Raw genomic sequence first — 13,678 nt, forward strand, 5'->3', positions numbered from 1 at the left:
TAGCCGCTATTGCGGCTACTCGCTTTAACCCATTTCTAATGGCTTGATACCTTTAAAACGTTTTATCCATTTATCGCCAAACTGGAAGAACGCTAGGCTTATCATAATAACCGTTGCACCAATTACCAGCTCTTGATCAATTGGTTCATCGTTTAATAAGCCGCCTATAGCAATTGCAAAGCTCGGTGTGATCAAGGTTGTTAATGCTACTGTACTCGCGTTCAATTTTTGCAATACATGAAAATAAGCCAGTGCACCAATTAATGAACCAAACACGCCTAAGTAAACAATTGAGTACAGTGATTTTGCGCTCCACATCTGGCTATTAAGTTGGCCATCTACCAGTAACCAAGTAATAAAAAACAGTGGCGTTACAAATACCAAAGCACCAAATGTGGTGGCCATTGGGTGAATAGCAATTCTTACCCGTTTGATCATCACGCCACTTAAACTAAAAAAGCACACTGCCATAAATACATATAGCAGACCACTAAGCTGCTCTACCCCACCTTGAATATGGCGCTGACTCACTAAAAATAAGCCAATTAAGGCGCAACCAAGAGCCGCAAGCTTAACCGCACTGAACTTAGGTTCGTTCAAGATCTTTTGCGCAAGTAAGCCAGACAAAATTGGCGCTAAACCAAACATCAATGAGATTAACCCTGAAGGCACCGTTTTAGCGGCCATGTAGCTTAATAACATGCCACCAAAAATACCAATGCTCGAATAGCCATAGAGGAACAAAGCGCGGCGATGCCAAGGCACTCGGATATTAGCCACAGCAACGACAAAGGCAGCCAACACCAGTCCCACCAGCATGCGTAAAAACACGGCTAGGGTCGGCGCTACCGTTTCACTACTCCAAACAATACCCAGTGGTGTTGTTGACCAAATCACCACCATTAAAAAATATGAGGCTTTAACAGGCACAAGCTTATTCCTTTAAAAAGGCGAAAAAAGCGGAAGAGAATTTAAAAGAGAAATAACCAACCGCTTAGGACGCGGTTAGTAAAACTTACTTAATTAACCGCAGCACATAACAGACCATACGACTGATGAGGTCAGGCGCATACAATTGTTTGTTGGTCGTTGGTTTAGCTGCATCATGGTATTTAAAAAGTAAGTTGAAGAAGCTTAAGAATCCACCCAAATGGTGATTTTGTCAACACTAAAACTCAGACAATTTTCCATAAAGTATCTAGGCGTTTTCAACGGCCTGTTTGCACATGTAAATCATAAGTTACATTTAATTTCTTTGATTTATAACAAAACTATTTAAGTTTTGTTAAACAAGTTATATCTTGCTTGCCTCTCACGAAGTTTAAGGGGCAAAAAGTGCTTAAAAATAAAACAATAGGTAGCATGTTAATTGTTGCTGGCACCACCATAGGTGCAGGGATGCTGGCATTGCCTATCGCCTCAGCAGGGCTTGGTTTCACAACAGCGTTATCACTTATCTTACTAACATGGATTTTAATGACCTACACAGCATTATTGATGCTAGAGCTACATCAATATGCCGACAGAGATGCGACCCTCAATACCTTAGCTAAGTCATGGTTAGGTAAACGTGGACAATGGGTGGCTAACTTTTCAGTGATGTTTTTGTTTTACGCATTATGCGCGGCGTATATCGCAGGTGGCGGTGCACAATTACAAGAAAAGCTTAATTCTGGTTTATCTCTGTCTTTAGCGCCGCAAGTTGGTTCAGTCATTCTGGCTGTGGTAATAGGTACGGTGGTTACGCTCGGCACTAGTAAAGTTGATAAACTTAACCGCGTACTTTTCACTATAAAGGTATGCGTACTAGCGAGCTTATTTTATATGCTGACACCATATGTTCACGGTCAGCACTTACTTGAAATGCCGATTGAACAAGGTCTGATTTTATCTGCAATCCCAGTGGTATTTACTTCATTTGGTTTTCATGGCTCTATTCCGTCGATTGTGAAATACGTGGGTTTAGATATCAAAACACTTCGTAAAGTGATGGTGGCAGGTGCAGCCCTGCCTTTAGTGATTTACATTTTTTGGCAGTTACTTAGCCAAGGCATGATGAGTCAAAGCGATTTACTACAAAGCCAAGGGTTACCGGGATTTGTAAGCAGTGTCGCTAGCATTGCTCACAGCCCACATGTTGCCACTGCTGTGAACATTTTTGCTGATTTAGCATTAGCCACGTCTTTCTTAGGGGTGAGTTTAGGCTTATTCGACTTTTTTGCTGATGCATTTAAAAAAGGTGATGGCAGTAAAGATCGTATCAAAACAGCCTTGATCACCTTTATTCCACCGCTAGGCTTTGCGCTATTCTACCCGCAAGGGTTTATTATGGCACTTGGCTACGCCGCCATTGCGCTGGTTATTTTAGCGGTGTTTTTACCGGTTGCTATGGTCTATAAGCAACGAAGCAGCAAACCTGATGCGGGTTACCAAGTTAAAGGCGGTAATATTGGTTTAGCACTGGCCGCCCTGTTTGGTGTGCTTATTATTAGTGCTCAAGGTTTACAAATGGCGGGGCTTATTCCAGCGATTGGTTAAACAACTAATCAAATCAAAAAAGCACCCGAGGGTGCTTTTTTTGTGTCTGGGTTAAGGTGAAATTAAAACACCATCGCCTTACCGCGGCCAGATGCTTCAGAGGCCGCATCTAATTTACCGTCTTTATTAATGATCACATGTAAATCACCAAAATGGCGCTCATCAAGTGTATAACCCATTTTCTCAAGGGCTTTAACAACTTTTGGTTCAAGACCTGTGTGGTATCGAATCACATTTTTAGGCCATAACTGGTGATGAAAACGTGGGCTGTCTACCACTTGCTCTGCAGTCATATCAAATTCAATGGCATTTAAAATAGACTCATACACAGAGCTAATAATCGTGGTGCCACCCGGCGAACCAGTTACCATTTTAACTTTGTTATCTTGAAGTAGAATGGTCGGTGTCATTGAGCTTAGCATGCGTTTATGTGGTTGAATTTCGTTAGCTTTACCACCAATTGCACCAAATACATTCATCACACCTGGCTTGGCACTAAAGTCATCCATTTCATCATTTAAAATAAATCCTGCACCAGAAACAACAACGCCACTCCCAAAGCTCAAGTTTATCGTCGTGGTATTCGCTACCGCATTGCCCCACTTATCTAGAATAGAAAAGTGCGTTGTTTGTTCACTTTCGTGTAAACCAGGTTTGATGTTCTCGGTAGTTGAAATGGCATCTGGACGAATTGTACTTGCTCGCTTGGCGAGATAATCATCTGCAAGCAATGCAGTTTTTGGCACTTCATAAAAATCTGGGTCGCCTAAATATTCAGCTCTGTCGGCGAATACGCGTTTACCTACTTCAGCCAAAATATGAACATAGGTTGTTGAATTGTGCTCAAGTGTTCCTTTTGGCTTTGCAAGGTCGTACATTTTTAGCCACTGTAAAATAGCAATACCACCTGAACTTGGCGGTGGTGATGTGAGCACTTCGTAACCACGCCAGTTACCCTTAATTGGTGTACGCGATTTAGCTTCATAAGCTTTTAAGTCTTGCTCAGTAATAATGCCACCATGTTGCTTCATAAACGTCGCAATGATGTTCGCAGTCTCACCTTCGTAAAAGCCTGCTTTACCTTGGTCACGAATACGCTTTAATGTGGCGGCAAGTTCTGGCTGCTTGAAAACCTTGTTTGCTTTGGCATCAGCAAAGTAATCTGAAAAGTTAATGTTAACCGACTTCTTAGCCATTCGCGCAATGTAACGCTCAATACTAGCGGCTAATTTTGGATGAACCACAAAACCTTGCTCAGCTAACTTAACTGCAGGCTCTAGCAGAGTCTTCCACTCTAAACTACCGTGCTTTTGATGCGCAAGCCACATACCTGCAACACTGCCCGGTACACCACTTGCGTGAATACCGTATACCGACATGTTATCGATGACATTTCCTTTTTCATCAAGATACATATCTCTGTGTGCAGCAGCTGGAGCCGTCTCACGGTAATCAATAAAATCACCCTTGCCATCTTTTTGGATCAGCATAAAACCGCCACCGCCAATATTACCGGCTTCAGGTAAAGTAACCGCTAGCACAAACTGTGCAGCAATTGCTGCATCAACTGCATTACCCCCCTGCTCTAAAATGGCACGAGCGGTGTCGCTGCTGTAACTATCAGGCATAGCCACAGCTGCTTGCTTAGCAAGTAGTGACTGATGACAAAATAATACGGCTACGAAACATAATCGCACTGCATACTTAACTATATGAGTCATAGAACTTCCTTTTTTATTGATGAAACTTTCACCCATTTACGCATGTTAAAGCTGGTTGGGTCAATCAGTTGTGTTCAAATGGTGTTAATTGCTCTTTTGGACAAGAGTAGAGCACCGCAGGTAATTGGCCGTGCTCATCTGTATGGTTATAGTTTTTAATAAATTTAAGCCCCAGCTTTTCCATCACTTTAATAGAGCCGATGTTATCTTTCAGTGCTGTCGCTGAGAGCGATTTAACTGTTGGATCCTGACATACCCCATGGGCAACAGCTAATGCTGCCTCAGACGCATAACCTTTACCCCAGCTCATTTGTTTAAAGCGCCAACCAATTTCTAAATCACTGTAATCAGGCTGTTCAAAAAAGCCCATAGGCCGTACTAATACCCAGCCGATAAATGTATTGCTCTCGATGATATTTACCTGCCAAAGCCCCCACCCTTTTTGCTCATTACGATATGCATTCAAGCGTGGAATGAATACCTCTTTGATGGTCTGCATACTGGATATTTTGCCACGAGTTAGATATTTCATTACCTCTGGGTCGTTATCGAGCTCATATAAAAGCTCGGCATCATTGCCATCCATTAATCGAAAACTTAAACGTGTTGTTCTAGCTATGTTCATTTTTATTTGTTTATACTGCTTGTGGAGTTGGATAACCATTAGAGAAAATTATGAAAAAATTAGCAAGCTTAGTTTTATTAGGCTGTATAGCCTTAACAGGATGTGACGATGCCGAGCAAGCAAAGAAAGATGCTAGCGAAGCAAAAGAAGAAGTAAAGCAAGCTCTTAATGACGCTTGGGGCGACGTAAAAGACGCCACCAATGAGTTTAATGATGACTCGCTGCAAGAATTACTCGAAGAGAGTAAAAAAATGGGCTTAAACATGTATGACGACGGTAAAGAGATTGCCTTAGATGCATGGATTGAGAGCAAAGAAGCAGCAGGTGAACTAACCGAAAAAACCAAGCAAAAAGCAAAAGAACTGGCTGAAGAATTAAGAGAAGCGCGCGAAAAGCGCGAACAAGAGAAAAATAATTAAAAAGAAAGGGCAAGTATTTACTTGCCCCTTTTTTGTTAGTAATTAAAGCTCAAATTCTTTTTTGAATTTTAAGCCAAATTCGCTGCGGTCGTTGCTGCGCATCACGCCAACAAAGCCAGATTGTTGTAAGCGACCTACATCATAAACTTCGTTTAACACGTTCTCACCGTAAAGAGTCACTTCAAAGTCACCGTTCGGGTTTAAGTAAGAGATGTTAAAGCCAACTAATTCACGCGAATCAATGTGTTCACTTTGGTTGAAAACTGATTGACCTTGCATATCGCTACGGTAAGAGTAGTTTGCGTTTACTGCCACTGTGCCACCGTTACTTAAATCAATGAAATAAGAAGGTGCGACCATCACAGTCCAACGTGGTGTTAGTGCTGGTGAATCACCTTTACCAATACCTAATACACCGTCATCTACTTCTGTGATTTCTGAATCTAAATAACCAATAGCACTACGTAGCGTAAAGTCATCAGTAAATGCAATTGTTGTCTCAAGCTCGATACCTTGTGCTTTAGATTCACCCGCATTTTCTACGATAGTAACGAAACCGCCACCTGCAGTTGGATCTGAGAATGGTAATGCAAGGTCTGTGTAGTCAGTAACAAACACCGCAAGCATCATAGATACATCTTCATGTACCTGACCTTTAAGGCCTAGCTCATAGTTAATAGCTTTTGTTTCATCGAAAGAAACAAATTGATCAGGACCACCAAATGGACGCGGTGGGAAACCACCTGTTTGATAACCTTTTTGGATTTGGCCATACACGTTCATGTTATTGCTAAGCTGGTACGACGCATTTAAATCCCATGTTACTGCATCAAAATCAGCACTTACGTATTTACGTGTCGCAAACGTTGGGAACAAGGCATCGGCTTCTTTTTTATCTTTCGAATAACGCAGACCACCGCCGACAGTTAAATCATCGCTTAGGTCATAGCTTGCATTGATATAAGCTGCGTATGAGTTAGTCTCTTGGTTGATATCAAAGTAACCGTAATCACCAAACGACGCGGTAGTACCATCATTTAAAAGGCCATCTGGTGTGTTGAATGGGCTAAATACGAACGGACCAGAACTTGTGAAGCCATCTTCATTAAAGAAGTACAAACCAGACACAAAGTCCATGTTATCGAAGCTACCGTTTAATTGGATTTCGAATGAATACTGATCTGCACCACCTTCTTCAGGGAATTCAGATAAGTTAAGAGCTACAGCGTCATCATCAAGACCACCTTCATACTCTGAGCTACGGTAGCTGGTGATGAACTTAGCTGTGTAGGTATTATTGATGTGCCAATCAGCGGTTAAAGACGTGCCCCAGCCTGAGTAAGCTGTCGACTCAATACCTGCTACCGTTGATGCTAAATCATCAGGATCACTTGGTAACATATCTTCTGTTAGTAATGGGAAATCACCATTGAATGGGTCATTCGGATCCAGTGGCGCTGTTAATTCAATTGTGTATGGTGATTGGCCTGATTCGTTATCAACACCATCAATTGAGAACACAAAAGATAAGTCGCTGCTTGCTTGCCATTTAAGCGCCATACGACCGCTTAACTCTTGCTCTTCACCGATTTCTTTTTCTGGGTTAGCAAGGTTAATCGCTTCACCTACACCATCGCGTTGCTTATAAGACACGCTTGCAGACATGCTTACAGTGTCGGTAAGGCTGTTATTAAAGTAAATGTCACCCGCTAAACGGCCACGGCTACCTACTTTTGCCGTTGTCGTTACAATGCCTTCGTCACCAGGTTGCTTAGTAATAATATTTACTGCGCCACCTAATGTGTTACGACCGTACAAAGTACCTTGTGGACCACGTAACACCTCTACACGCTCAACATTTGGTAATGATAAGTTTGAGCCCATTTGACGACCAAGGTATACACCGTCTAAGTAAACACCTACACCCGGATCAGTTGTGATCACGTGGTCTTGTAAACCAATACCACGAATAAACACTGATGCATGAGCCGCATTACCTACACCATAACGGGTGATGTTTAGGTTAGGTACGTATTTACCAATGTCTTCTAGGTTGCTCATGTTTGCTTTATCAATCAGGTTTTCACCGATTGATGTCACCGCTGTTGGCGACTCAAAAATGCTTTCTGTACGCTTACGCGCTGTTACTTCGATTTTCTCGAAAGCATCTTGTTTAGCAGAGGTTTTTTCTTGCTCAGCAAACGCTGAAGTAGATAATGCAGCAACAATGGCCACAGTTAACTGTGAGAGATGACGTAATTTCAATTAAAACTCCAAAGGATACCGTGTGTGTATTTTCGCCCATAAATTTCAGGCATAAAAAAAGACGCTTAGCTATAAGCATCTTTCCTCTGGAAGGGCATTATATGTCAGTTTTGTGAAAACATGTATAATTATTTTATTTTTTATTAATTTTAAACAACATCCTCCTTAATATGTATTACAAATAGCATAATTTTACCCAAAACAACTCCTTCCTTGATCTCACCATTCATTTGCATGCAAACAGACAAGGTTATAATTTTTAGAAAGTAAACCAGTAGCGCTTAGCTAAAAGCAATTAAATCTTCATTAACTCCTCTTACTTTTGATTGAATAACAAACAATAAATAGTCTATGCTTTTAGTTGACCCCATTTTGCAAGGAGCAAACTTTGAAATTACCTACCCCTTTGCGTGTTGCCATTTTAGCCGCAGCCACTGCGATTTCACTTACAGGCTGTCAACTCACCTCTAGCGAACTACCTGCTATTAGCGATACAGGTACCAAGCGTATTGGTCATGTAGTTTGGCACGATCTTATTACCCCTGATTTAGCACAATCTAAAGCCTTCTATGGCGATGTGTTTGGTTGGCAGTTTAAGCAGGTTAACGACAGCTATTTACTCGCTACCTCAGACGGTCAATTAATTGCAGGTATGGCTGAGCTTGATAATAAGCAAAATGCCAGTCATTGGCTGAGCATGTTAAGTACTGACAATATCGCTGCAATAAGCGAAAAAACAGTCTCAGCTGGCGGTAAAGTTTTAATTGCTAGTACAGAAATTAAAGGACGAGGCAGCATAGCAGTATTAGAAGATCCGCAAGGCGCGGTATTTTCTTTGATCAACACAGTTAATGGTGACCCAGCTGCTACATACAGTGATAATCGTTGGATATGGCAAGAAGTCTGGACTGACAACCCTGAGCAAAGTCAGTCTTTTTATCAATCGCTTGGCAATTATTCTGTTCAGACTAAATCACTGGGTGAAAATAACTATAAATATCTAACAGCCGATAATAAACCGGCTATTGGTTTTGTTAAAAAGCCTGACACTAACATTGGCAATACCTGGGTTAACTACATTAAAGTTGCCAATATTTCCGACACACTCCTTAAAGTAAAAGCCGCAGGTGGTGTAGTTCTTATGGCGCCGACTCAACAAGTGCGAAATGGCAGTGTAGCCATTATTCGTGATCCTGCAGGCGCAGGTATTGTAATTCAGGAGCAAATGTAATGAAAAAACGCATTCTAAAAATAGCCGCGCTAGCAGCCACCTTAGTGCTACTAAATGCATGCACACCTTATGCTAGCCTTGATATTAATGCCCCTTTTAAAGTTGGGCCTGTCTATGTAAACCCAAGTATTGGCATTGGCGGGACGCTTTAAAAATAAAAGTCTGCGCCCTTAATTAATGTTTTATCTTTAAACGCTGGACGTGCGAAAGCACGTCTTCAGCTTTTGCACCTAAATAAACATAAATAGCTAAAGCCAATAACAGCCCCGCCACAGCAAACATCATCAGCACAGCAGGAATAACATACTCAGTTTGACCAAGCGCAGCCTTGAACATAGTTAATAATGCCTCAATCGATACTGCAATCAGAATAGTCGAAATAAAACGCGTGATAGTGCGGCGAGTCGAGCTATGGCGGAAGATATCTTTATGCATCAAAATTTCTTCCTCGAGAATTGTTTTTCCTAAATCAAAAATGGCTAATGCAAGAGTAACGAAAATGATGATTGTAAAAGGTTTTAATGGATCAGAATGAGGCTGCTCACTCATTAACAGTTCTAGCATACCGATGAATACTTGATAGAGTAAATAAAAGACTAAACAAAACAAACAACCAACAATTAAGCCGTAGCCAGCTTTAAAGTAAGCGGTCATGCTTGCACGTTTAGTATCACCCATAATAAATTCAACCAGCTCAGTTAAGCAGACATCTATCACAAGAAAATAATGGCCCCCTTGTTTCTTTTCGACCGGTTTAATTGCAGAAATACATAAATGCCTAGTTGCTGTCGAGATATAAGGAGAGGTGAAATGTGCTTCAGGTGCGCTCGACACTAATAAAAAATAAGGCCTAGCGCTTAAATCCTGCCCTGCTCCTTTATGCGCCAAATGCTTCTTGTACTGACGTTTAAAGCAGACATTATCACCGAGCTGAATACCTTGCTCATTTAAGCAATACTGTAACTCTAAGAACGGATACTGTTTTACAAGTTGCTGATAGTCTTGTTCGTTGGTGATTGAAGCTTGCACACTCGCTAAAATAGACAGTAGTAAATTGTGTATCAGCAATTGTTGTTCTTCATATCGCTCAATTGCACTGAGATAACTCATTCTCGCCATCTTTGTATCCTTAAGAGAATAGATACAACTAAGTAAGCAAGGTGTGCTCCAAGTTTAAAAAGCGATAATAATCAGCTTGATATAAAAAATGACGATATAAAATTAGAATAATGGCACTAAAAAAGTGCATCGTGTGTTGTATAAAGCACTAAAACGAAAAAAGCCGTAACACAGTGTGTTACGGCTTTTTAATTTTGGTGCGGATGGGGGGACTTGAACCCCCACGGCCGAAGCCACCACCCCCTCAAGATGGCGTGTCTACCAATTCCACCACATCCGCATACAATTCTGTATGTTGTTAAGCTTTTTGTTTACTTGAGGAATGAAAACAGCTTAACAGGTATTAGCCTAAGCCAATTAATTTGGTACGTCAGAGCTCTTTTCTTCTGTTACCGGCACATCGTTTTGTGCAGGAGTAACAGTTTCAACAGCTGGCGCAGCTTCTAGGTTTTCCCACTCATCTGTCTTTTTAATTTGACCAGCTGTTAGGTTGCCTAGAACAATACTTAGCACAAAGAAAATTGTTGCTAAGATTGTGGTTGTTTTAGTCATAAAGTTACCAGCACCAGATGAGCCAAACACGGTAGCAGAAGCACCTGCACCAAATGATGAACCCATATCTGCGCCTTTACCTTGTTGGATTAAAACCATACCAACTAGAGCTAAAGCAACAATTAAATAAACTACTAATAAAATTTCGTACATCTTATACGGTCCCTTTTGCACTTTCGCAGATTGCAGTAAATGAGTCTGCTTTTAGACTTGCGCCACCAATTAGGCCACCGTCAATATCTGGTTGTGCAAATAATAATTCGCTATTTTTTTCATTCACGCTACCACCATATAAGATGGTTAATTGCTGTGCTAAGTCATCATCTAAAGAAGCAATTTTCTCACGGATAAACTTATGAACAGCTTGCGCTTGCTCAGGTGAGGCAGTCTTACCTGTGCCAATGGCCCAAACGGGCTCGTATGCTACCACAGAATTCTTCAGTGCTGCTACACCTAATTTGTTAATTACAGCATCAATTTGTGCTGCAACCACTAATTCGGTTTCATTTGCTTCACGTTGCTGTTCACTTTCACCAACACATAGTACCGGTGTTAAACCAACATCTTGCGCACGAGCAAATTTATCTGCCACAACCTCATCTGATTCGCCATAAATACTACGACGTTCAGAGTGTCCAACAAGTGTGTATGTTGCGCCTAAGTCTTTAACCAGTTGCGCATCTACCTCACCGGTAAATGCACCTGCTTGGTTCTCAGAAACAGTTTGCGAACCAACCACAACATCTTGCTGAGTTACAGCGTTAATTAATGGGAATGGTGGAAAAACCACAATATCAAGTTCATCCGATTGAACATCTTTAATAGCGCTAGATAGCTGTTCAACAAGCTCTAATGAGCCGTTCATTTTCCAGTTACCTGCTACCATCGGCTTACGTGCTGCCATATTTCCACTCCACATTAGAAAGCGGGCAAGATACTAACTCGACTTGCCCTAAGTTACAAGAGGTTATTGTTATACCACGGTTTGTTTGCTCACAGATTCAACAACTGCGGCAATTTTTTGAGCACTATCAAGTACAATTTTCTCTTGCTCAGCTTCAACCATCACGCGAACAACAGGTTCAGTCCCTGATTTTCGAAGTAACACTCGTCCTGTATCTCCTAGTTGCGCTTCAACTTCAGCAACCATATCGATAACAGCCTGAGCTTGTGTTGGATCTGTGCCCTGAGGGTAACGTACGTTGATCATTTTCATTGGGTATTTTGTAAAGCCAGCGCCTAGATCTTGTAATGTTTTATTTTGCGCGACCATAGCTGCGAGTACTTGTAAGCTCGAGATAATACCATCACCCGTACTGATCAGGTCTAAATTCAATACGTGCCCTGAACTCTCACCACCGATTTTCCAGCCTTTTTCTTGTAAAAGCTCCATCACGTAGCGATCGCCCACTTTACTACGAGCAAAACCAATACCGCGCGCTTTTAGGGCATTCTCTAGGCCCATATTTGACATAACGGTGCCAACAACACCACCACCTAGAATATCGTCATTAGCAGCTTGGCATGCAATGATATAAACAATATCATCACCATCAAAAACTCTGCCATTATGATCAACCATCATTACGCGGTCACCATCACCGTCATAAGCAATACCCACATCAGCATTATGTTCTAATACTTTGCGTTTAAGAGTTTCAACATGGGTTGCACCACACTCTAAGTTGATATTTACCCCATTTGGCTCGCAAGCATGACAGATAACCTCTGCGCCTAGCTCACGCATTACCGAAGGAGCAATGTGGTATGTAGCGCCATTGGCACAATCAAGCACAATTTTTAACCCTTCTAAAGACAGGCCTTGTGGGAATTGGCTTTTACAAAACTCAATATAGCGACCATCCGCTGTTTCTAAACGACGAGCTTTACCTAGTTTGTCTGAGGCAACACAGGTCATAGGCTCATCCATCATAGCTTCTATTTCAAGCTCAACTTCATCAGGTAGCTTTAAGCCTCTGCTTGAAAAGAATTTAATACCGTTATCATGATATGGATTATGCGATGCACTAATTACAATGCCCGCTTCAGCACGGAATGTTTGGGTTAAATAAGCAACAGCAGGTGTCGGCATAGGGCCCAAAAGAACAACATCAATACCCGCCGCAATTAAACCTGCTTCAAGCGATGTTTCCAGCATATAACCTGAGATACGAGTATCTTTACCAATTATAACTTTCTTGGTGCCAATTTTTGATAGTACACGACCAGCAGCCCAGCCTAGTTTTAAAGCAAATTCAGGGGTGATTGGAAACTCCCCAACCATGCCACGAACGCCATCCGTGCCAAAATATTTTCTTGTTTTACTCATTTGTAATTCCTTTCTTACATGCTTGCCATACGCTAAGCACATCGACTGTTTCTAATACATCATGTACACGAATAATTTTAGCGCCATTTTGGGCCGCAATTAATGCTCCCGCTAAGCTACCTGCTAAACGCTCACTCGTGTCTCTTTTTAATAAGTTACCTATCATTGATTTGCGTGATAAGCCTGCTAACACTGGTAGATTAAATTGATTAAACTCATCAAACCTATCAAGGATTTGATAGTTATGAGCCAGTGTTTTACCAAATCCAAAACCTGGATCCAGTATAATTCGATGTTTCTGAATACCCGCTTGCTCGCATGCTGCAATACGCTCGGCAAAAAAACGATTTATGTCTGCAAATAAATCAGTATATACCGGATTACTTTGCATAGTTCGTGGCTGCCCTTGCATGTGCATTAAACAAATAGCCACATCTGGGTACTCAGCAAGTACATCTATAGCCCCAGGTTCTTGCAATGCTCTTACATCATTTATGATATCAGCACCGGCAATAATAGCTTGACGCATCACTTCGCTTTTACTGGTATCTATAGAAATAATGCAATCGCTACTTTGCCTAAGTGCTTTAACCAATGGGATTACGCGTTTTAGCTCTTCATCTAAAGACACATCAGGTGCGCCTGGGCGAGTGGATTCACCACCAATATCAATAATTTTTGCGCCTTGATTTAAAAGAGCTTGCGCTTGTTTGACAGCGCTGTCGAGCTGACAGTAGTTGCCGCCATCTGAGAAAGAGTCAGGGGTTACGTTTAAAATCCCCATTACAATAGGGTCGTCGAGGTGTAAAGTGCGACCTCGGGGTAATTTAATAGCGGTCATCGATCACCTTTACTGCTTCCATGGCAAAAAATACAGTA

General features: G+C 41.6%; 12 protein-coding genes, 1 tRNA gene and 1 pseudogene. 4 read left to right on the plus strand and 10 right to left on the minus strand.

Annotated features, from left to right (window positions below; genetic code table 11):
* Positions 1 to 24 precede the first annotated feature (24 nt).
* Positions 25 to 930 carry a DMT family transporter gene (locus QL229_RS01715; protein ID WP_135924091.1) on the minus strand — a complete coding sequence of 302 codons (906 nt, stop codon included), beginning with the start codon at positions 928 to 930 and terminating at the stop codon, positions 25 to 27.
* Between the two features lie 405 nt (positions 931 to 1,335).
* On the opposite strand from QL229_RS01715, the gene QL229_RS01720 reads away from it, so the two are divergent.
* Positions 1,336 to 2,538 (plus strand): aromatic amino acid transport family protein, encoded by a 1,203-nt coding sequence (locus QL229_RS01720; protein WP_138556966.1) that lies wholly within the window; start codon positions 1,336 to 1,338, stop codon positions 2,536 to 2,538.
* Positions 2,539 to 2,600: 62 nt separating this feature from the next.
* On the opposite strand, the gene ggt is transcribed toward QL229_RS01720, so the two are convergent.
* The gene (ggt, locus tag QL229_RS01725; protein ID WP_138556967.1) at positions 2,601 to 4,259 is read right to left on the minus strand and encodes a gamma-glutamyltransferase; all 1,659 of its coding nucleotides are present in this window, start codon (positions 4,257 to 4,259) and stop codon (positions 2,601 to 2,603) included.
* A gap of 64 nt (positions 4,260 to 4,323) precedes the next feature.
* Positions 4,324 to 4,890, minus strand: a complete 567-nt coding sequence (locus QL229_RS01730; RefSeq protein ID WP_281546461.1) for a GNAT family N-acetyltransferase — start codon at positions 4,888 to 4,890, stop codon at positions 4,324 to 4,326.
* Between the two features lie 44 nt (positions 4,891 to 4,934).
* Between QL229_RS01730 and QL229_RS01735 the strand changes: the two genes are divergently transcribed.
* Entirely contained in the window at positions 4,935 to 5,303 is a 369-nt protein-coding gene (locus QL229_RS01735) for a hypothetical protein (protein WP_138556968.1), read from the plus strand.
* Between the two features lie 42 nt (positions 5,304 to 5,345).
* Here the strand turns inward: QL229_RS01735 and QL229_RS01740 are convergent.
* Positions 5,346 to 7,608 (minus strand): annotated as a pseudogene (locus QL229_RS01740) (TonB-dependent receptor).
* Between the two features lie 348 nt (positions 7,609 to 7,956).
* Here QL229_RS01740 and QL229_RS01745 point away from each other — a divergent pair.
* Positions 7,957 to 8,799, plus strand: coding sequence for a VOC family protein (locus QL229_RS01745; protein ID WP_138556970.1), 843 nt, complete (start codon positions 7,957 to 7,959; stop codon positions 8,797 to 8,799).
* A complete protein-coding gene (locus QL229_RS01750; protein ID WP_171040387.1) occupies positions 8,799 to 8,951 on the plus strand; it encodes a hypothetical protein in 153 nt (50 codons plus the stop codon). Before QL229_RS01745 ends, QL229_RS01750 begins: the two co-directional genes overlap by 1 nt.
* A 22-nt stretch (positions 8,952 to 8,973) precedes the next feature.
* Here the strand turns inward: QL229_RS01750 and QL229_RS01755 are convergent, their stop codons facing one another.
* From QL229_RS01755 to folP, 6 genes are all read right to left on the minus strand, one after another.
* Positions 8,974 to 9,918, minus strand: a complete 945-nt coding sequence (locus QL229_RS01755) for a general glycosylation pathway protein (protein ID WP_135924085.1) — start codon at positions 9,916 to 9,918, stop codon at positions 8,974 to 8,976.
* 195 nt (positions 9,919 to 10,113) lie between these two features.
* Positions 10,114 to 10,198: transfer RNA gene (locus QL229_RS01760), tRNA-Leu, on the minus strand.
* A gap of 77 nt (positions 10,199 to 10,275) precedes the next feature.
* Complete coding sequence (secG, locus tag QL229_RS01765) at positions 10,276 to 10,623, minus strand: preprotein translocase subunit SecG (protein WP_135924084.1); 348 nt, start codon at positions 10,621 to 10,623, stop codon at positions 10,276 to 10,278.
* Between the two features lies 1 nt (position 10,624).
* Positions 10,625 to 11,374, minus strand: coding sequence for a triose-phosphate isomerase (gene tpiA, locus QL229_RS01770; RefSeq protein WP_135924083.1), 750 nt, complete (start codon positions 11,372 to 11,374; stop codon positions 10,625 to 10,627).
* 69 nt (positions 11,375 to 11,443) lie between these two features.
* Complete coding sequence (glmM, locus tag QL229_RS01775; RefSeq protein ID WP_135924082.1) at positions 11,444 to 12,799, minus strand: phosphoglucosamine mutase; 1,356 nt, start codon at positions 12,797 to 12,799, stop codon at positions 11,444 to 11,446.
* On the minus strand, positions 12,792 to 13,640 hold the full coding sequence (folP, locus tag QL229_RS01780; RefSeq protein ID WP_135924081.1) for a dihydropteroate synthase: 849 nt from the start codon (positions 13,638 to 13,640) through the stop codon (positions 12,792 to 12,794). Before folP ends, glmM begins: the two co-directional genes overlap by 8 nt.
* Between the last annotated feature and the right edge of the window lie 38 nt (positions 13,641 to 13,678).

This window comes from Pseudoalteromonas sp. PAR1, assembly GCF_947311895.1.
In the GTDB taxonomy this organism is placed as follows: domain Bacteria; phylum Pseudomonadota; class Gammaproteobacteria; order Enterobacterales; family Alteromonadaceae; genus Pseudoalteromonas; species Pseudoalteromonas lipolytica_C.

What these genes read in the sequence shown, in the direction of transcription:
- ggt (WP_138556967.1), bottom strand. Translation starts at nt 4,259, where the DNA reads ATGACTCATATAGTTAAGTATGCAGTGCGATTATGTTTCGTAGCCGTA.
- QL229_RS01735 (WP_138556968.1), top strand. Translation starts at nt 4,935, where the DNA reads ATGAAAAAATTAGCAAGCTTAGTTTTATTAGGCTGTATAGCCTTAACA.
- QL229_RS01750 (WP_171040387.1), top strand. Translation starts at nt 8,799, where the DNA reads ATGAAAAAACGCATTCTAAAAATAGCCGCGCTAGCAGCCACCTTAGTG.
- QL229_RS01755 (WP_135924085.1), bottom strand. Translation starts at nt 9,918, where the DNA reads ATGGCGAGAATGAGTTATCTCAGTGCAATTGAGCGATATGAAGAACAA.
- secG (WP_135924084.1), bottom strand. Translation starts at nt 10,623, where the DNA reads ATGTACGAAATTTTATTAGTAGTTTATTTAATTGTTGCTTTAGCTCTA.
- tpiA (WP_135924083.1), bottom strand. Translation starts at nt 11,374, where the DNA reads ATGGCAGCACGTAAGCCGATGGTAGCAGGTAACTGGAAAATGAACGGC.
- glmM (WP_135924082.1), bottom strand. Translation starts at nt 12,799, where the DNA reads ATGAGTAAAACAAGAAAATATTTTGGCACGGATGGCGTTCGTGGCATG.
- folP (WP_135924081.1), bottom strand. Translation starts at nt 13,640, where the DNA reads ATGACCGCTATTAAATTACCCCGAGGTCGCACTTTACACCTCGACGAC.